A 20487-nucleotide genomic window follows, 5' to 3' on the forward strand; every position below is an offset into this window, starting at 1 on the left:
TACATTGAGTTCCTAAACATAATAACATCTAAAAGTGGGGTTTATGTCCATTTAAGGAGTGGTATTACGCAATTGTGGTGGAGAGTGGTTTAAATTATTTATTTTTGAATATTTAATCGAACATATGTATTGTAGAAAAGAGGAGGAAAATAGAGATTAAACAAGAAAAATATAAAAAAGTGGGATAAAAATGGATTTTTTGTTGTGAAAGGTGGGGAATTGTGGTAGAATTTACCATATAGTGGTGGATAAGAAATAGAGAAAGGCGGTGATACGTATGTTCATGGGCGAATATAATCACACCATTGATACAAAAGGGCGGATGATTATACCTGCGAAAATACGTGAACAACTAGGCGATTTGTGCATCGTTACAAAAGGCCTAGATAACTGCTTAGCTATTTACACCGAAGAGGCGTGGAAGAAAATTTCCACTGCTTTACAATCACAATCTTCCACTAAAGCTAGCGTGCGTGCCTTAAAACGTTTTGTTTTTGGTAGTGCTGCTGAGCTTGAATATGATAAACAAGGTCGTGTCCTCATTCCTGTACCATTACGTGAATATGCAAGCCTTGATAAACAGGCTGTTATTGTAGGTGCTGGAGACCACGTTGAAATTTGGAGCCGTGAAAAATACGATTTCTATGATGAGCAAGTGGCTGAAAGTATGGAAGAATTAGTTGAAGGGCTTGAAGGGATTATGTTATAGGAGGCTATGATGGAATTTAATCATACTAGCGTACTCTTACGTGAAACGGTGGACTCCGTCGTAACTAATCCAAAAGGCATTTATGTGGACTGTACCCTCGGTGGGGCAGGACATGCTCACGCAGTGGGTGAGATGCTAGATCCAGAAGGCATGATTATAGGTTTAGATCAGGATGAAGATGCTTTGAGTGTAGCTCGACAGCGTTTATCTGATTTGAAATGTCAGGTGTTAACGATACCTACAAACTTTTCTAACTTAAAAGAAGCCCTCCAAAATGCAGGCATTTATGAAGTCGATGGTTTTATATTTGATCTTGGTGTATCCAGCTATCAACTAGATACTCCTGAACGAGGTTTTTCATATATGAATGATGGACCTCTTGATATGCGAATGGATAAAGATGCACCTCTCACGGCAGAGGAAATTGTCAATGAATATGACAGCGAACAATTACTGCAAATTATCCATGATTATGGGGAGGAACGATGGGCTAAACGAATTGTCGAGTTTATTGTTGAAGCACGTCAAGAAAAAAGAATTACTACTACTGGTGAGTTAGTTAGAATTATTAAGAATGCAATACCTGCAAAGGCGCGACAAGATGGACCTCATCCGGCAAAACGGACGTTTCAGGCCATACGTATTGAAGTAAATAGAGAATTAGCAATTTTGTATGATAGTTTTGTAGATGCTGTATCAATGTTAAAACCAAAGGGAAAGATTGGAGTTATTACATTCCACTCCTTGGAAGATCGAATTACAAAGCAAACTTTTAAAGAGTTAAGTACTGCATGTATATGTCCTCCACAATTGCCTGTGTGTGTTTGTAATCACAAGGCAGTTGTAAAGGCAAAGAATAAGGCTATAGAGCCAAGTATAGGGGAGATTGAAGTTAATCCGAGAGCTAGAAGCGCTAAATTGCGCGTAGCAGTAAAGTTGTAGATTTGGAAGGGGTTAAGTGTTATGTTAGCGAGAAAGGCTGTTGTGGGCCAAGTAAAAGGTGATATGTTGGTTATTGCACAAGGGAGAAGACGTAGTGCAAACGTAGCTTTAGATTTAAGCCCTATGATGTGGCAAGTTGTATATGGTATTGCTGCATTAGTTGCATGCTTACTTATCATGATGGTTATGAATGCATACAGTACAAAGTTGGGCTATGAGGTAGTTAAAACACAGCAAGCTGTAGTACAATTAACAAAAGATAACGATGCATTGGACGTTGAAGTGGCTTCCTTGAAGTCTCCTGTACGTATCCAACAAATCGCAGAAGAACAACTAGGAATGGTTTTGCCTGATTCTTTTGTTTATAGCACAAAAAGCGCTGTTACTGAACGTAATGTACAAGAGAAACAGCAAATTATAGACTAGCAGGCGAAGCAGCTCGTATTGGGCTGCTTTCCTTTGCGTGTAAAGGAGATTGTATATGAAACACTTACAAGATATAGTAAAAACCTTACATGCACCGCATGTAGAAGGTAATACAGCTGTTGAAATTTTAGATGTTACCGCTGATTCTCGTGCTGTAAAAGAAGGTAGTTTATTTATTGCTTTAGATGGTGCTACTGTCGATGGACATGATTATGTTAATAAAGCTGTTGAGGCTGGGGCAGTAGCTGTATTAGTATCTAAACCTGTTGAGGTAAATAGTGATGTTTGTGTTATCACTGTTGAAGATACACGTGTGGCTATGATGTCCTGTGTGCCATACTTTTTTGATTATCCAGCCAATTCCATGCGCATGATTGGTGTTACTGGTACTAATGGTAAAACGACTACAACTCATATGATTCGTCATATTTTGAAAGCTCAAGGTCATAAGGTCGGTGTGATTGGTACTGTTCATATCATGATTGGTGATACATCATATCCGATTCATAATACGACCCCTGACGTAGTAGATTTACAACATATTTTGCATCAAATGGTGGAAGAGGGTGTTACACATTGTGTAATGGAAGTATCTTCCCATGCGTTGGCTTTAGGACGTGTATCTGGTGTTGAGTATGATACGGCAGTATTTACTAATCTTACACAAGATCATTTAGACTTTCACAAAACATTTGAGAATTACTTGGCAGCTAAATGTAAACTATTTGAACAGGTTAGCAAACCAAACCAAGTAAAATCTGGTAAGGGTGCTGTCATCAATATTGATGATGCCTATGGACATCGGGTTGTTGAAAAAACTACAGCCCCTATCATTACCTATAGTATTGATGGTAACGGTACATTGAATGCTCATGACGTTGATATGACGCCAAAGTCTAGCCGATACACGGTATCTTATGATGGCCATGACTATACAGTTGCAATGAATACGACTGGCTTGTTTAATGTGTATAATACATTAGCAGCTATTGGTGCCTGCCTATTGGAAGGTATTTCCATGGAAGATATCGATAAAGCGTTGAAAACATTTAGCGCTGTACCTGGTCGGTTTGAGTTGATTGAAGAAGGTCAACCATTTGCCGTTGTTGTAGACTATGCACATACACCAGATGGGTTAGAAAATATTTTGCAAACAGCAAAGGCTATTCAAGAAAATCGTATTATTGTAGTCTTTGGCTGTGGCGGTGACCGAGATGCAACGAAACGCCCTATTATGGGACGTATTGCGGCACAATACGGTGATGTTGTGTATGTTACATCTGATAATCCGCGTACAGAGGATCCTGTACAAATTGTTAAAGATGTGGAAGTAGGCGTTAAAGACGGTCTTCGAGAAGGAACTCACTATGAAGTTATCGTTGATCGTCGAGAAGCGATTCAACATGCAATACAACATGCAAAATCTGGGGATATTGTACTCATTGCAGGTAAGGGGCATGAGGATTACCAAATCTTAAAGGATAAAACGATCCATTTTGATGATCGTGAAGAGGCGCGAGCAGCCCTCAAGGAGATCTAATATGGCAGAATTTACATTGTCTCAAGTACTGGAGGCCACAAAGGGGACGAGTGCACATACCGATAATATTAAGTTTTTAGATGTGTCTACTGATACAAGAACTATTGAATCAGGCTTTTTATTTGTAGCCTTAAAAGGTGATACCTTTGATGGCCATGATTTTATCAATGCGGCTATCGAAAAAGGTGCTACAGGGGCTATCGTTGAAAAAGGACGTTCTGTAGAAGGTATTGCTTGCATCGAGGTAGACAATACTTTGGTAGCATATCAAAACTTAGCACGATATCATCGTCGCCGCTTTGATATTCCTGTAGTTGCTATTACTGGTTCCTCTGGTAAGACTACGACAAAGGAAATGGTGGCAGCCGTACTTGGCACAGAATTTAATGTATTAAAAACTGAGAAAAATTTTAATAATGAAATTGGCTTGCCAAAAACCTTGTTACGTTTGACCGCTGAGCATGAAGCCTGTGTTGTTGAAATGGGTATGCGTGGGCTCGGACAAATTGAAGAACTGGCCTTGATTGCAGAACCAACGATGGGGATTATTACTAATGTTGGTACTAGTCATATCGAGCTTTTAGGTTCTCGAGAAGCCATTGCCGAAGCGAAAGGTGAATTGATTCGTTGCTTGCCTGAAAACAGCGTGGCTATCCTTAATGAAGATGATCCATATGTAAAAGCTATGGATCGTTTAGCTAAGGGTAAAACAATTACCTATGGTATTGAACGGAATGCTACTTGTATTGGTAGCCATCTGCGCTATAAAAAAGACGGTATTAAGTTCACTTGTAAGTGTTATGATGAAGTTTTTGATATCTTCTTGCCTATGATTGGTGAACACAATGTATATGATGCATTGGCGGCTATTGTTGCAGGTCGAGTGCTAGGCATTAAATCTAACACAATTCGCAAAGGTTTGAGTGAATTTAGTGGAACTCCAATGCGTCAAGAAATCGTTCCGTTTGAAGATATTGTTATCTTAAATGATGCTTATAATGCAAACCCTTCATCCATGGCAGAAGCTATTAAAGCACTTGGTCAATTAGAAGGTAAGCGTAAAATTGCGATGCTAGGCGATATGCTCGAGCTCGGCGACTTCTCTGAAGAAGCACATCGTGAAATCGGCCATTTGCTTGCTGAAGAGGGGTATAGTGTTGTATTCACCTTTGGTGATGCTGCTGCCTTCATTGCAAAGGAAGCAAAAAAAGCGGGTTTAACTACATTCCGTTGTAACAGCCATTTAGAAATGGCCAACGCATATAGTGATATTCGTGAAAAAGGGGATGTTATCCTTGTGAAAGGTTCTCGTGGTTTACGAATGGAGCGCGTTGTTGAAGAATTAAAGGATCGAGAATAATAGGTAACGGCTAGTTATATCTAGCCGTCCTATTTATTAATAAGTAGAGGATTCATATGATAAATCACATTCTATTAGCCTTCGTAGCGACTTTCATCATTACGGTAGTGCTAGGTAAAATTGCTATTCCTATGTTGCGTTCTTTGCACGCACAACAAAGTATTCGTGAAGAAGGCCCTGAAAGTCATCAAGCAAAAGCCGGTACGCCAACAATGGGTGGTGCTTTCATGATGGTGGCCCTTATTATTGGCGTGGCATTGTTTGCACCATGGAATGTGGGCACAGGAATGTTATTATTCTTAACACTGGGTCATTGTTTATTAGGTTTTTTTGATGATTTTGTAAAAGCTGTAAAAAAACGCAATCTTGGTTTAACAGCGAAGCAAAAATTACTTGGACAATTTATATTGGCTGCCGTATTCTGTTATTGCATTACTGAGATTATGGTTGTTCCTACCACATTATGGATTCCTGTTGTAGATACACAATTACAATTGGGATGGGGTTATTATGTATTGGCATTTTTGATTATTGTAGGAGCTACAAATGCAGTAAATTTAACCGATGGTCTTGATGGTCTTGCTGGTGGTACATCAGCAGTGGCGGCGATAGCATTCTCTGTTATTGGTCTGATGGCTGCATCGATGACAAATTCTATTGGTGCTGAAAGTGTTGCGTACTTCGGCGCTATAATAGCAGCTGTATGTCTTGGCTTTTTGGTATATAATGTGAACCCTGCAAAAGTATTCATGGGGGATACAGGCTCTTTGGCATTAGGTGGTGCCTTTGCAGCAATGGCTATTTTAACTAAAACAGAATTGCTACTTGTGGTGATTGGTGGCATTTTTGTTATGGAAGCATTATCTGTTATTATTCAAGTTATTTCTTTCAAAACACGTGGTGTGCGTGTTTTTAAGATGAGTCCTATTCATCACCATTTTGAACTTTCCGGATGGGCAGAACAAACAGTTGTTAATCGCTTCTGGTTTGGTGGAGCTGTTTTAGCCATTATTGGTGTACTTTTAGCGACTATAACTTTATAAGATAATACTTAACGGAAGTTGTAAATAATGGTATGCTTATTAGATAGGATACATTAATTTTATAAATAGTTTAGGTGATATAGATGGAATATGGAGATAAACATATACTTGTTCTTGGAGCTGGAGCCAGCGGTATAGGTGCATCTTGGGTATTAGCCCAAGTGGGTGCGCATGTTGTGTTAAATGATTATAAGCCTATGACACTGCCTACGGCTGAGGAGAAACGACTCGTTGCGGCAGGGGTAAATATTATTACAGGACGTCAAGATGAATCCTTGCTAGATGGCGTGGATCGTATCGTTATTTCTCCAGGTATTTCTTTAGACATTCCGATTGTAAAAGCAGCACATGCCCGTGGTATTGACGTGGTCAGTGAAGTAGAATTAGCTTATGAAGTATCTAAATCACCTATCGTAGCTGTTACTGGTACAAATGGTAAGACTACGACAACAACCTTATTAACTAAAGTACTAGAAGGCTCTGGAAAACCAGTTCACGTCGGTGGAAATATTGGGGATTCCCTTAGTGAAGTGGCGTATTCTATGCCTGCAGGCGGTTTTTTGGTAGCTGAATTATCTAGTTATCAATTAGAGACAATCAAGTATTTTAGGCCTATTGGGGCTATTATGCTCAATATTACTCCAGATCACTTAGCTCGTCATAAGACGATGGAAAACTATATTGCTGCGAAGGAACGCATCTTTGAAAATCAATTAAGTACAGATTATTTAGTGTTGAATATAGATGATCCCGTTGTAGCTGATATGGAACATCGTTCGCCTAGTCATATTCTAAAAATTAGTCAAAAAAAAGCCGTAGAGAATGGCGCTTATTATGCTGATGGGCAATGTTATATTGCTAAAGATGGGGTAGCAAAATTTGTTATTGGAAATGAAGATATTCATATTCCAGGCAGTCATAATATTGAAAACATATTGACCGTTATTGCTTTATCTCATGCATTGGGCGTACCTGTAGAAACAATTCATCGTATTATTAGTGAGTTCCATGGCGTTGAACATCGTTTAGAACGCGTTAAGACGATTGATGGTATTACATTTTATAATGATTCTAAAGCGACTAATGTAGATTCTGTGGTTAAAGCATTAGAATCCTTTGATCAACAAGTTATTCTATTAGCTGGTGGTCATGATAAAATGACGCCTTTAGAAGACTTCATGGAGTTAGTTAAGGAGAAGACTAAAGCTGTTATTTTCATGGGGGAAGCAGCAGATCGTTTTGAGACGGCTGCAAAAGAGGCTGGTGTAAAGCCGATTTATCGTGCTTTATCCATGAAAGAAGCCGTAGAACAAGGCTATAAATTGGCAGAGACTGGCGATATTGTGCTATTATCTCCGGCTTGCTCAAGCTTTGATTGGTACCGCTGTTTTGAAGAGCGTGGAGATGACTTTAAACGTTGTGTTCATATGTTGCAAGAGGGAGGACACCATTAATGAAACGTGTTATTATTTCAGGTGGTGGCACTGGTGGACATATATATCCAGCAATAACTATATATAAGGAAATTATGAAACAAAATCCTGATGCAAAGGTGTTATATGTTGGCACCAAGCAAGGTCTTGAGGCTACATTAGTTCCTAAAGAAGGGATAGAGTTTACTACGATTCCTGTGCAAGGCTTGCAGCGTCAATTATCGTTAGGTACATTAGTCACATTAGGTAAAACTGCTTTAGGCATTGTAAAAGCTAATGCTATAGTTTGTAAGTTTAAACCTGATGTGGTTATTGGTACTGGGGGTTATGTATGTGGCCCTGTTCTCTTGGCTGCAGCATTACATAATATTCCTACTATAATTCAAGAACAGAATGTCATAGCAGGCATTACTAATAAAATTCTGAGTCGTTTTGTTGATGTGGTAGCCCTAGGCTATAAGGATGCAGAAGCATCGTTTTCTAAAGCAAAGCGCGTAGTCTATACAGGGAATCCTGTTCGTCCAGATGTGCTAGTTGATTCGAGAACAGCGGGACGTAACTATTTCAACTTAAGTGATGATACCTTTACAGTACTCATAGCTGGAGGTTCTCGAGGGGCGAGAACTATTAACAATGCTATGATAGATGTACATAAACACTTCCAAGGTGTGAAAGGTATTAAATTAATCCATATTACGGGAAACGGAGAATATGAATCTGTTTTATCCCAATTGGGCATTACCGATGGGGATGGTTTAGGTAGTTCATCTTTGATTTTGCCGTATTTACATGATATGCCAAAAGCACTAGCAGCAGCCGATTTAGCAGTATTTAGATCTGGTGCTATAGGTCTTGCAGAATTAGCAGTTCGCGGTATTCCATCCGTATTGATACCGTATCCATACGCAGCGGAAGATCATCAAACCTATAATGCACGTATCTTTGTACAAGAAGGGGCGGCGCATATGATTGTAGATAAAATGTTGAGTGCTCACGATTTAATAGGGGAAATCGAGATGTTTATGGCCAACCGTGATTTGTTGGCACAAATGGGAGACCGAGCATTGCAATTGGGAAAACCGAATGCGGCTCATGATATTGCAAAATTAGCTTTATCTATTGCAAAGTAACAAGGAGAGATTTTATGTTAGACGGTATTCACAAAATTCACCTTATCGGTATTGGTGGATCTGGTATGCGTGCGATAGCGAATATTTTGATTCAAAAAGGTTATGATGTATCTGGTTCAGATATTGCTGAATCTGCAGTGATTTCTAAGTTTAGAGATATGGGTGCCACGGTGCATATCGGTCATAATAAAGAATATGTAAATGGTGTTGATGCCATAGTTCGTTCTACAGCGATTCGTGAAGACAATCCTGAAATTGTTGCCGCTAAAGAGCAAGGGATTACCATTTTACATCGTTCTGATATTGTAAAGGCTGTATTAGATGTAACAGATGGTATCGCAGTAGCTGGTGCGCATGGTAAAACATCTACAACTTCAATGATTGGACAAATTTTAGTGGAGGCTAATGCGGACCCTACGGTAATTATCGGTGGCGAAGTAGATTATCTCAAAGGTAGCAGTTGCCTTGGGAAAGGCCATTTTTCAGTTGTGGAAGCGGATGAGAGCGATGGTTCATTTTTAAAATTGCATCCACATACTATCGTTATAACTAATATTGAAGATGATCATATGGATCATTATAAGACTATGGATAACTTGTTAAACGCTTTCTGTGAGTTCGTCGAAACGTTACCAGAAGCGGGCAAGGCTATCGTATGTGGTGATAATGAAAATATTCGTTATGTTATGAGCCGCGTAAAACGTACTTTTATTACATATGGCTTAGAAGATAATAATGATTATGTAGCAAAAAATATTCATTATGTGGACTCTTCCTTGGTATATGATGTATATCATAAAGGTATTAATATAAGCCGTATCAGCTTGCGCGTGCCTGGAGAACATAATGTATTAAACTCATTGGCAGCCTTTATTGTGGCTCATGAATGTTGCGGTGTAGAGAATCGCTTTATTACAAAAGCGTTAGGTAAATTTATCGGTGCAAAACGACGTTTTGAAACAAAAGGTCATGTTGCTGGCGTCTGGGTTGTCGATGATTATGCACATCATCCAACAGAAATTAAAGCGACCTTAAGAGCAGCAAAAGAACTTGAAAAACATCGCGTTATTTGTGTGTTTCAACCGCATCGGTATACACGTACAAGCTTGTTGAAAGATGAATTTGCCACTGCTTTTACAAGTGCTGATGAAATATATATGACAGATATTTACAGTTCTGGTGAAGATCCGATTGCAGGTATCGATGGACGTACTATTCCTGACGCTGTTGAAGCTGCTACACATAAGGTTGTACATTATGTACCATCTGTTGATGATATACCGGTTGTATTGGCAAAAATTGTGCGACCTAATGATCTAGTTATCACAATGGGTGCTGGTTCTATTAATCAATATGGACCTAAATTATTAGCTATATTGGAGGAAGGCTTACAATGAAAGATAGAAAAATAATCGTATTGATGGGTGGCCCTTCCAAAGAGGCTGAAGTATCTCGCCGTACTGGCGCTGCTATTGCGGAAGCACTCGAAAGTAAAGGGTATAATGCCCAAACATTAGAACTTAATCCTCGTACGGTTTTAAAAGACATTGAATCCTTAGGTGGAGAGATTGTATTTAATGCAATTCACGGTCGTTATGGTGAAGATGGTGCATTACAAGGCTTACTTGAAATGGCAGAAATTCCATATACTGGATCGGGCATCATGGCTCATGCGGTAGGAATGAATAAAAAAGTAAGCAAAGATGTTTTCAAAGGGGCTAATATTCCAACAGCTACTTCTGAATCCTTTAATGGTAATTTAGAATCTGCAGAAGCTATTATAGGACATATTCGTAAACAGTTTACGATTCCTGTAGTGGTGAAATCTGCTACTCAAGGCTCTAGTATTGGCGTTACCATCGTTCGTGATGGGGCACAATTGGAGGATGCTGTTACAGAAGCGCTAAAATATGATCCGATTCTTGTAGTAGAGCAATTTCTTGATGGTCGCGAATTTACAGTATCCGTTCTTGACGGAAAGGCATTGTCAGTAATTGAAATCCGTCCACATTCTGGGGAGTATGACTATACCAGTAAATATACTGTAGGTGCTACAGAATATTTAGTACCTGCGCCTATTAGTGAAGAAATGACTGCTGAGATGCAACGCATAGGGGAACTTGTGTATCGTGAAGTACAAGGCAGAGGGGTTATTCGTGTTGATATTATGACAGATCATGCAGATAATATGTATGTTCTAGAATACAATACTGTGCCAGGTATGACGGCAACGTCTTTAGTACCAAAGGCAGCTAAAGAAATGGGAATTGACTTTCCAACATTATGTGAAAAGATTCTATTAACAGCTAGTATAGGGAAATTTTAAGGGCTGAATAGAACATAAGGAGTTATCTATGGATGATAAGCAATACCATCCATCCAACTCTGGGGAGATGCAGTCTTCTACACCTGTTCAAGATGAACGGGCTGTATTTAGAAAACGAGTGTTAAAAATCGGTGGTGCAGTTACTCTCGTGTTGGTGGGATTGTTTACACTACCTATTCCTTTTGGATCCTTAAAAATTATAGGATCGGATAAGGTAACTGTACAAGATGTAATGGTAGCAGGGGATATTCATGAACCTGTAAATATATTGCAAATTAGTACAGAGAAATTAAAAACTAGATTGGCGAAAGACTTACGGGTTGAAGAGGCCCAAATTAGTTATCAATTGCCATTTACAATGGTTGTACGTGTCATAGAACGCAAGGCTGTTGCAGTTGTACCAGCTCAGTTTGGTTATTTAACACTTGACAGTAAAGGTCAAGTGATTGCATCAGAGCCAGCCATACAAGATACGTCGGTACCAATGATATCAGGCGTTAAGGCGGGAAATATTTTGTTAGGTGATACCGTTGTGGATAAGCCCATTTTGGCGGCTCTTGAATACTTGAACTCTCTTGATGAGAGCACCTTCAAGAATATTGCAGAAGTCAATATAGGAGATCCTGATGCAATAATGGCTTATACCGTATCGGGGGTGCAAATTAGATTAGGGGATAGTAAAGATTTACCCAAAAAAGCCGAGTTAACTCAGTCCATGTTACAAGATATTAAGACAACACATAGCAATGTACAATATATAGATGTTAATGTTTCATCGCCATATATAAAAACTGATGTAATACCGGAAGTTAAAAAGCATCAGCCTGGAACAAAGAATACAGAAGATTCATCTACTAAGAAGGATGATAAAAAACAAGATAAGCAAGGTCATGTTGAAGATAAAAGGTAGATGATTGTCGTGAGACACGAACGGTGGGCAATAGCCTTAGTCAGTTGTATATTGGGTTTCATGGTTGTCACCCAATATAAGATGACTCAAGATAATATAGAAGAAAATATCCGTTTACAACGAGCTGGTGATTTAGCTGTACAATTGCGAGAGGCCCAAAGTGAACGTGATGTATTGTTAAAACAAATAGAAGAGCTTAAACAGTCTGGTGCTACTGGCAATGTTAAAGCAGACGAACAGTTGATGATGAAAGCTGCGTTAACTAATGTTAAAGGTACGGGTGTTAGTGTATTAATCGAGGATAGCTTAAAACCAATTCAAAGTGGTGAAAATCCTAATTTATATGTAATTCATGATGAAGATATTTTACGTATTGTTAATGAATTGCGAGCTGGTGGGGCTGAGGCGATAGCTATCAATGATCAACGTCTCATAGGGACTTCTGAAATACGATGTTCTGGACCGACTATTACTGTAAATGGTAAGGTTTTTGGGGCGCCTTTTACAGTTAAAGCGATTGGTGATCCAAAAACATTAAATTCTGCGCTCACCATGCGAGGCGGTGTGGTAGATTCCTTGAAACACTGGGGCATAAAGGTAACCATAAAGGAAGAAAATGAAATAGCTATTCCAGCTTTTACAGGAACCTTCAGAGAAGAGCATATAAAGCCTAATGAAACAGGAGGTAAAGAATGAATATTTATATCTTTGCCATTGTTGGTTTAATTGTAGGTACTACATTAGGGTGGCTTTCACCATTTCATATACCTATAAGTTATGCAAATTACACATCAGTCGCTGTTTTGGCTGCACTAGATGCTGTATTTGGTGGTAGCCGAGCTGCATTGGAACGAACCTTTGATCTTAGTAATTTTGTGCTTGGGTTCTTTTCAAATGTTGTGTTAGCTGTTATTCTTGTATATGTAGGTGACCTCATAGGCATTAACCTATATTACGTAGCTCTTATTGGCTTTGGATTGCATGTATTTATTAATGTAGGAGCTATACGTAAGATTATTATGACTAAGCGATTCTAATAAATCACATTCTATATAGTGGAAAGTTTTTAAATTTTAGTGTAAAATAAATGTAATTGTTATAAGATTGTCAGTATATAAATCGATACATTGGGACGTATATTGATACGATAGATAACGATAAGAGGAGGAAGTTCAATGTCTGATTTTGCAAATATTAAAGTTATCGGTGTTGGTGGCGGCGGTAATAACGCTGTTAATCGCATGGTAGATAGCGATCTTAAAGGTGTTCAATTTTTATCCGCTAATACTGAAAGCCAAGTGCTTGAATTATCTAAAGCGGATGTAACGATTCAAATTGGTGAGAAGGTTACAAAAGGTCTTGGTGCAGGCGCAAATCCACAAATCGGTGAAGAGGCTGCTCAAGAAAGCCGCGAAGAAATTATAAAAGCTCTTGAAGGTGCTGATATGGTATTCGTAACTGCTGGTATGGGTGGTGGTACTGGTACAGGTGCTGCTCCTATCGTTGCAGAATGTGCTAAAGAAATCGGTGCATTGACAGTCGGTGTCGTTACTAAACCGTTCGCTTTTGAAGGTAAACGCCGTCGTGCACAAGCGGAAAAAGGCATTGAATTCTTGACTCAAAAAGTAGATACTATTATCGTTATTCCTAATGATAAATTGTTGCAAGTTGTAGATAAAAAATGTTCCTTAAGCGATGCATTCCGTACAGCTGATGATGTACTTCGCCAAGGTATCAAGGGCATTTCAGACTTGATTCAAGTTCCTGGCTTGATCAATCTTGACTTTGCAGATGTTAAAACTATCATGACTGAACAAGGCGAAGCATTGATGGGGATTGGCGTTGGCGAAGGTGAAAACCGCGCTGCTGACGCAGCTAAAATGGCTATTAATAGCCCATTGTTGGAAACATCTATCGATGGTGCAAAAGGCATCTTACTCAATATTTCTGGTAGTGCAAACTTAAGCTTGTTTGAAATTAATGAAGCTGCCGAAATTATTTCTGAAGCAGCGGATCCTGATGCAAATATTATCTTCGGTTCCGTTATCGATGAAAGCTTAGGCGATACAGTTCAAATTACTGTTGTGGCAACTGGTTTTAATTCAAATACTAAGAATGTACCTGAATTCGGTAAAACAACAACTACATCCCGTCCGGCATCCACTACAAATACTAACAGTGGTATCCCTGATATCCCTGTATTCATGAAACGCTAATTTATAGATTGTATAATTACTATACCTATCGATTAGTAACTTATTAAGACATACCGTTGGTATGTGTATAGGAGGTAGAAATGAAGAAATTAGTATTATTAACTTTAGCAGCTACAGTTGTAGCCGGTAGTGCATTTGCTGCAGCTCCTGTAACGAAAATTAGTGATGGATCCACTAAGGTACAAGCTGATTATGCTTTTAAACAACACGTATCTAACGGTGGCGGCAATAGTAATGATGGTTTCGGTGTTTCTTTACAACACGACCTTTCCAATAAAGCCGCATTACAATACTCTTACGATAAATTAAATGCAAAAAATGGTGATATTAAAGATCATCAATTAGCATTGGTTTATAAAGTACATCCAAATGTAAATTTATATGGTGCAGGTACTGCGATTCGTACAAATGATACTGAACTTGGTTTCCAAGCTGGTGTTATCGGTCATGTACCTTTGACTAATAAAGTAAACGGCTTTGCTAAGGCTGGTTGGGGTAATGATATTAAGCAAACTTATCAAGTAGGTGCTCAATATGAAGTACGCCCTGATGTAGATTTGAATGTATACTATGGCTATGATAAATATAGTGTAGATAGCAATGATAAAACTGCAAAAGGTTTACACGCTGGTGTAGGCTATTCCTTCTAAGGATGATGATGACCACTCTTTTGAGTGGTCTTTTTTTATATATTTACTGTTTTATTGTATATTTGTTAATTATTTTTCCTAAATAAGGTACTTAATATATTCTATATATATTTAATAAGTGTTGAGTTACTAATAGTTAGTTAAATCTTCTATGTATACAATATATTTACTGAATATACGTTGTATATTTAAATTAGTTTAGGTATGATAAATATGTAATTTTCATTTCAGATAGGATGGTGCTAGTTATGACAAGTGTTGCTGCAAAGCATGCAAAAGGAAAAAAATTAAAAGATGTGATCTTCGTAACTGCTGGTCAAGCTCAAGCTGATGCTAAAGAAAATGGCCGTGAGAATGTTGTAAATGGTACGTTGGGTGCTATTCATGATGAAGAGGGAAACTTAGTTTTTCTTAAGACCGTTAAAGAAGAATATTTGAGTCTTTCGGATTCTGAACATGTTGGTTATGCACCAATTGCGGGTATTCCAGATTTTTTGTGTGCTGCTGAAAAAGAATGTTTTGGAAATTTCCGTCCAGAAGGTCATATTCGTAGCATTGCTACCGCAGGTGGCACTGGTGGCATTCATCATTTGATTCATAACTATACAGAGCCTGGTGATGAAGTATTAACAGCGGATTGGTACTGGGGTGCATACCGTGTTATTTGTAGTGATACTGGACGTACACTAGTTACGTATTCCTTATTTGATGAACATAATAACTTTAATCATGAAGCATTCCAAAATCGTGTAAACGAATTGGCGGCTAAACAAACAAATGTGGTTGTTATCTTTAATACACCTGGTAATAACCCAACTGGCTACTCTATTGAGGATAAAGATTGGGATTCTATCCTTAATTTCCTGAAGGATTTAGTTGCTATTGGTCGAAATAATGTGATTATTGGTATTGATGTAGCATATCTTGATTACTCTGGTGAAAAAGATGAGGTACGTGCGTTCTTCAATAAATTTAGTCATTTACCAAAAGAAATACTCACCTGTGTGTGTTATAGCTTATCTAAAGGATTCACTATGTATGGTCAGCGCGTTGGTGCGATGATTGGGATCTCTGACGATGAAGAAATAGCTGATGAGTTTTTCGAAGTTAACAAATCTACAAGTCGTGCCACATGGTCCAATATTTGTCGTCCCGCAATGCGTACAATGGCTAATATTGTGGCTGATCAAGCTAAGTTTAAAGAATATGAAGCTGAACGCAATTGCTATTATCAATTAATTCGCGATCGTGCTGATATCTTTAAACAAGAAGCAGGGCAAGTGGGACTTCCCATGTTACCTTACCGCGGTGGTTTCTTTATTACAATTCCTACAGACTCTGCAAATGCTATCTGTGAAGAGTTGAAGAAAGAACATATTTATATTATTGCATTAGCAAATGGTATTCGTATAGCTGCCTGTGGTATTCCAAAACATCAAATGACAGGTTTGGCAGAAAAAATTTATAATGCCATGAAACGCCTTGGTAAACTATAATGCATAAGTTTTACTAATACTAAAATCCGCTTGATATATTTATCAAGCGGATTTTTTTTTTGCACGTATATTATTAATACTAATTATTCCTTATATATGAAATACTGTATAGTTAAAGGTAGTGATTTCATATGTTAAAAATCATATTTTAATGGAACATGATGATATAGAATATTTATATTAGACATCTGAATATACGGAAAATATATAGTTTATGTATTGGGATGTATGTTTGATTGCATTGGATAGCATTGTAGTAGTTTGTGATTTATTGAGGTTTTTTATGCATCATTATGTACGGACAATGGGTATAGCCTTAGCTATATGCATTGGTATTTTTTTGGCCTCCCTCGTGATAGGCCGTTTCTTTATTCCTATAAATGAAGTGATGAATATCTTATCTTCCAAATTTCTAGTACTACCTATAACATGGGATGCATCTATGTATAATGTAGTAATGGAAATTAGACTACCTCGTGTGTTAGGTGCTATTGCTGTAGGCATTGCATTAGCCGTTTCTGGTGCCGCCTACCAAGGGGTATTCCGTAACGATTTAGTATCTCCAGATTTATTAGGTGTGTCACATGGCGCTAGTGTAGGTGCATGTATAGGCATACTATTACACTTTTCGTTATATGGCGTTGCTATACTAGCCTTTATAGGTGGTATTTTCGCAGTTTGCTTAACTCTATTATTGCCTAAATTGATTCAGAATCAATCGCGTATCGTTCTAGTATTATGTGGTATTATCGTTTCCGGATTTATGGCTGCTATAATTGGTTTGCTGAAATATATTGCAGATCCTGATACAGAATTACAAGATATTGTATATTGGCAATTAGGGAGTTTAGCAAAGGTTACAAGGGATAATTTACTCTATGTATTGCCTATTATTATCATTGGCACAATCGCAGTGTTAGCCTTAAGATGGAGACTTAATATTTTGTCTCTTTCTGATCAAGAGGCTCAAAGCTTAGGAGTAAATGTAAATCGTGAACGACTTGTTATCATCGGTATTTCTACGCTTCTTACAGCTGCTGCTGTATGTCTTAGCGGCACTATTGGCTGGGTTGGTCTTGTTATACCACATTTATCTAGAATGTTAGTAGGTAATGATCATAAAAAATTAATTCCTGCTACGATTTTAGTGAGTGCTTCCTTTTTGATGATTGCTGATTTATTTGCTCGTTCCTTAACAACTGCAGAGATTCCACTTGGGATTTTATGTGGTTTTATTGGGACACCGTTCTTTGCATGGGTATTATATAAACAACGGAGGTACTTCTAATGGATTCATTTGAACTCGTCGTTGATTCTATATCATTTGCCTATGATAAGAACCAACCTAATATTTTTAGTGATTTATCCTTCTCTGTAAAAGCTGGTGATGCATTGGCGTTACTAGGTAGAAATGGGGTAGGCAAATCTACCTTATTAAGCTGTTTAATGTGCTTTAATCATGTTCAACAAGGCCATATTTATTGCAATGGTGTGGACTTAATGACGGCATCCATCAAGGAACGGGCCAAGTTAATTGCTTTTGTACCACAGATTATAGGGGCAGATATAGCTTATACGGTACGAGATTATATTTCCTTTGGTGCTACCTTGCGAACCGGTATGTTCTCATCTCCAGGTAAAGAGGAATTTGAAAAAGCTGATTCCATTATGGACATGCTTGGTATTACGGCGTTAAAGGACAAACCATGCCGTGATTTAAGTGGTGGTCAACGGCAATTAGTTGCTATAGGTCGTGCCTTGTTACAAGATACACGTTTATTACTTATGGATGAGCCTACATCTGCTTTAGATATACGTAATCAGGTGATTGTGTTAGAAACAATTGATCAATTACGTGCCCAAGGTTATGCTATTATTTTCACTACACATTTACCTGAGCAGGCATTATTGTTAAATAGCCGTGTCGGTTTATGTCGTGGTGGATCTATAGATTTTTATGATTCTGTTAGTGATGTGACCTTAGAAGCTCTTGAGGAGGTTTATAAGACCAGATTAAGCTTATTCTATAGCGATACAGTTAATCGTACTGTATGCGTTATCCCTCAATTAGGTCAGAAAGGAATGTAAGTATGAAGCGTATTGTTGTATTTTTGTTAGCTCTTATGACAGCCATATTTATGTTGGCTGGTTGTGGCACAGAGAATGCCTCCCAAGGTAATCAATCTGCTACGCGTGTTGTAAAAGATATCGATGGGACTGATGTAACAATTCCAAAAGATATTACAAAGGTTGCCGACTTGTGGCATGCCAATAACCAAGTTGTATTGATGCTTGGTGGTGCAGATACTTTAGTATCTACTACTAAGAATGTTCAAGGTTTGCCTTGGTTTGCACAAGTGTATCCACGTATTAAGGAAATTCCAGCGCCTGTAAAGGGTACAGATGTACAAATGGAAGAAATCCAAAAGGTACAACCTCAAGTTGTATTAGCAAGTAATAAAAACCAAATTGAAATGGCACGTAATGCTGGTATTCCTGCTGTTCGTGTAAATTTTGCTGATTATGATGGCTTGCGTAAAACAGTAACTATTACGGCTGAAGTTCTAGGTGGTAAAGCTCCTGAAATTGCAAAACAATATATTGCATACTTAGATGGAAAAATTAAATTTGCTGAAGATAAAACTAAAAATATAGCTGATGCAGATCGTCCGTCTGTATTACATATCGTTGGTGGCGATGACTTATTAAAGGTTGATGGTCATAAAACTATTATCGACGAATGGATTCGTTATGCCGGCGGTAAAAATGCTATTACAGCAGATGGTCCACAAATTACCGTAACTATGGAAGAAATTGTTAAAGCTGACCCTGATATTATCATCATTGGTGGTACACAATCCCGCAAAGGTATTGAAGCGATTAAGAATGATCCACAATGGGCAAGCCTTAAAGCAGTACAAAATGGTCGCATTTACAGTAACCCTGTAGGTACTTTCAACTGGGATCGTTACAGTGCTGAATCTGCATTACAAATTTTATGGGCTGCAAAATTAATTCACCCTGAATTGTTCAGCGATGTTGATCTTGTAAAAGAAACTCAAGAATTCTACAAAACATTCTTACATTATGATTTATCTGCTGATGATGCTCAACGTATTATCAACGGTGAAGCACCAGCTAAATAAATCGTTTATATCTAGACTGTAAATAGTTAGTTATATTTTAAGTAAAAGGTCCAATGTCAAATTGGACCTTTTCTGTAGGAGAACGAATGAAACGTATAGTTTATGTATTGCTCACACTGATCATGTCCTTAGGACTTATCACAGGCTGTGGCACAGAGAATGCTTTCCAAGGTACAAAACAGGAAACTCATACCATTACGGATATTGGGGGAGCACAGGTTCAATTACCTACTGAGGTCAAGCGTATTGCAGATTTATGGCCAGCTAACAACCAAGTTGTACTAATGTTAGGTGGCGCGGATAAGCTAGTAGCTACGACTCAATATGTTCAAACATTACCATGGTTTTCTCATATTTATCCTGGTATTAAAGATATTGCTGCACCAGATCGCTTTGGCTTTGATGTACAATTAGAAGAACTACAAAAGGTGAAACCTGAAGTCATTATTGTAAATAGTAAAAAACAAGCTGAACAAGTTCGCCAAGGTGGTTTTACAGCTGTACAAATGGAATTTACAGACTATAAAGGGCTTCGTGATGTAGTAACTATGACTGCAGATATCCTCGGCGATAAAGCACCTGGTATTGCTAAAGAGTACATTGCTTATTTAGATAAGAATATCGGTATTGCAGAAGCTAAAACTAAGTCTTTATCCGATGCTGAACGTCCTACTGTTATGCATATAGCGAGTGGCGAGAACCTTTTAAAGGTTGATGGTACAAAAACAATTATTGATGAATGGATCCGTTATGCTGGTGGTAAGAATGCTATTGAACAAAAGGGCCGTGGCTTGACGCTTACTATGGAAGAAATTATTAAGGCAAATCCAGATATCATTATTGTAGGTGATGTGAATTCCAAAGCAGCCATTGAGAAGATTATGAGTGATCCTCAATGGAGTGGTATCAAAGCTGTTCATACAGGTCGCATATATAGCAATCCTGTAGGGACCTTTAAATGGGACCGTTACAGTGCTGAGTCTGCATTACAAATCTTATGGGCAGGTCAAATCATACAACCTCAATTATTTAATGATATTGATTTAGCAAAAGAAACAAAATTATTCTATAAGACTTTCTTACACTATGATTTATCTGATGCTGAGGCACAACGTATTATTGCTGGAGAAGGACCTCAATAGAAATATTGATACTAGTCT

At 38.1% G+C, this 20487-nt stretch carries 20 protein-coding genes; all 20 read left to right on the forward strand.

Annotated elements, in window-relative coordinates:
* Window positions 1-277: 277 nt before the first annotated feature.
* Window positions 278-709 (forward strand): division/cell wall cluster transcriptional repressor MraZ, encoded by a 432-nt coding sequence (gene mraZ / locus E7A03_RS00920; RefSeq protein ID WP_004696227.1) that lies wholly within the window; start codon window positions 278-280, stop codon window positions 707-709.
* Window positions 710-718: 9 nt separating this feature from the next.
* A complete protein-coding gene (gene rsmH / locus E7A03_RS00925) occupies window positions 719-1651 on the forward strand; it encodes a 16S rRNA (cytosine(1402)-N(4))-methyltransferase RsmH (RefSeq protein ID WP_316073581.1) in 933 nt (310 codons plus the stop codon).
* Window positions 1652-1672: 21 nt separating this feature from the next.
* The gene (gene ftsL / locus E7A03_RS00930; protein ID WP_004697156.1) at window positions 1673-2077 is read left to right on the forward strand and encodes a cell division protein FtsL; all 405 of its coding nucleotides are present in this window, start codon (window positions 1673-1675) and stop codon (window positions 2075-2077) included.
* A 55-nt stretch (window positions 2078-2132) separates the two neighbouring features.
* Complete coding sequence (locus E7A03_RS00935; protein WP_316073582.1) at window positions 2133-3617, forward strand: UDP-N-acetylmuramoyl-L-alanyl-D-glutamate--2,6-diaminopimelate ligase; 1485 nt, start codon at window positions 2133-2135, stop codon at window positions 3615-3617.
* Between the two features lies 1 nt (window position 3618).
* Window positions 3619-4977, forward strand: a complete 1359-nt coding sequence (locus E7A03_RS00940; RefSeq protein WP_004696219.1) for a UDP-N-acetylmuramoyl-tripeptide--D-alanyl-D-alanine ligase — start codon at window positions 3619-3621, stop codon at window positions 4975-4977.
* A gap of 56 nt (window positions 4978-5033) precedes the next feature.
* Window positions 5034-6020 (forward strand): phospho-N-acetylmuramoyl-pentapeptide-transferase, encoded by a 987-nt coding sequence (gene mraY / locus E7A03_RS00945; RefSeq protein WP_008601232.1) that lies wholly within the window; start codon window positions 5034-5036, stop codon window positions 6018-6020.
* An 83-nt stretch (window positions 6021-6103) separates the two neighbouring features.
* Window positions 6104-7474, forward strand: a complete 1371-nt coding sequence (gene murD / locus E7A03_RS00950) for a UDP-N-acetylmuramoyl-L-alanine--D-glutamate ligase (protein ID WP_316073583.1) — start codon at window positions 6104-6106, stop codon at window positions 7472-7474.
* Window positions 7474-8583, forward strand: coding sequence for an undecaprenyldiphospho-muramoylpentapeptide beta-N-acetylglucosaminyltransferase (murG, locus tag E7A03_RS00955; RefSeq protein ID WP_021148272.1), 1110 nt, complete (start codon window positions 7474-7476; stop codon window positions 8581-8583). The genes murD and murG overlap by 1 nt, the downstream gene beginning before the upstream one ends.
* A gap of 14 nt (window positions 8584-8597) precedes the next feature.
* Window positions 8598-9980, forward strand: a complete 1383-nt coding sequence (gene murC / locus E7A03_RS00960; RefSeq protein WP_119563020.1) for a UDP-N-acetylmuramate--L-alanine ligase — start codon at window positions 8598-8600, stop codon at window positions 9978-9980.
* The gene (locus E7A03_RS00965; RefSeq protein WP_316073585.1) at window positions 9977-10909 is read left to right on the forward strand and encodes a D-alanine--D-alanine ligase family protein; all 933 of its coding nucleotides are present in this window, start codon (window positions 9977-9979) and stop codon (window positions 10907-10909) included. The genes murC and E7A03_RS00965 overlap by 4 nt, the downstream gene beginning before the upstream one ends.
* Before the next feature lie 28 nt (window positions 10910-10937).
* Window positions 10938-11819: a cell division protein FtsQ/DivIB gene (locus E7A03_RS00970; RefSeq protein ID WP_120055307.1), complete on the forward strand. Its 882-nt coding sequence runs from the start codon at window positions 10938-10940 to the stop codon at window positions 11817-11819.
* The gene (locus E7A03_RS00975) at window positions 11820-12515 is read left to right on the forward strand and encodes a DUF881 domain-containing protein (RefSeq protein ID WP_315296847.1); all 696 of its coding nucleotides are present in this window, start codon (window positions 11820-11822) and stop codon (window positions 12513-12515) included.
* Window positions 12512-12856: a small basic family protein gene (locus tag E7A03_RS00980; RefSeq protein WP_004696202.1), complete on the forward strand. Its 345-nt coding sequence runs from the start codon at window positions 12512-12514 to the stop codon at window positions 12854-12856. The genes E7A03_RS00975 and E7A03_RS00980 overlap by 4 nt, the downstream gene beginning before the upstream one ends.
* Before the next feature lie 138 nt (window positions 12857-12994).
* Entirely contained in the window at window positions 12995-14035 is a 1041-nt protein-coding gene (ftsZ, locus tag E7A03_RS00985; RefSeq protein WP_004697140.1) for a cell division protein FtsZ, read from the forward strand.
* A gap of 80 nt (window positions 14036-14115) precedes the next feature.
* Window positions 14116-14685: an outer membrane beta-barrel protein gene (locus E7A03_RS00990; RefSeq protein WP_004696198.1), complete on the forward strand. Its 570-nt coding sequence runs from the start codon at window positions 14116-14118 to the stop codon at window positions 14683-14685.
* Between the two features lie 248 nt (window positions 14686-14933).
* A complete protein-coding gene (locus E7A03_RS00995; protein WP_316073586.1) occupies window positions 14934-16181 on the forward strand; it encodes an aminotransferase class I/II-fold pyridoxal phosphate-dependent enzyme in 1248 nt (415 codons plus the stop codon).
* Window positions 16182-16464: 283 nt separating this feature from the next.
* Complete coding sequence (locus E7A03_RS01000) at window positions 16465-17469, forward strand: FecCD family ABC transporter permease (RefSeq protein ID WP_316073587.1); 1005 nt, start codon at window positions 16465-16467, stop codon at window positions 17467-17469.
* A complete protein-coding gene (locus E7A03_RS01005; protein WP_316073588.1) occupies window positions 17469-18269 on the forward strand; it encodes an ABC transporter ATP-binding protein in 801 nt (266 codons plus the stop codon). Before E7A03_RS01000 ends, E7A03_RS01005 begins: the two co-directional genes overlap by 1 nt.
* A 2-nt stretch (window positions 18270-18271) precedes the next feature.
* On the forward strand, window positions 18272-19327 hold the full coding sequence (locus tag E7A03_RS01010; RefSeq protein WP_316073589.1) for an ABC transporter substrate-binding protein: 1056 nt from the start codon (window positions 18272-18274) through the stop codon (window positions 19325-19327).
* Between the two features lie 86 nt (window positions 19328-19413).
* Window positions 19414-20469 carry an ABC transporter substrate-binding protein gene (locus tag E7A03_RS01015; RefSeq protein ID WP_316073590.1) on the forward strand — a complete coding sequence of 352 codons (1056 nt, stop codon included), beginning with the start codon at window positions 19414-19416 and terminating at the stop codon, window positions 20467-20469.
* Window positions 20470-20487 lie beyond the last annotated feature (18 nt).

Origin of the sequence: Veillonella parvula (assembly GCF_032472435.1) — a bacterium.
Classification (GTDB): Bacteria; Bacillota; Negativicutes; order Veillonellales; family Veillonellaceae; genus Veillonella; species Veillonella parvula_N.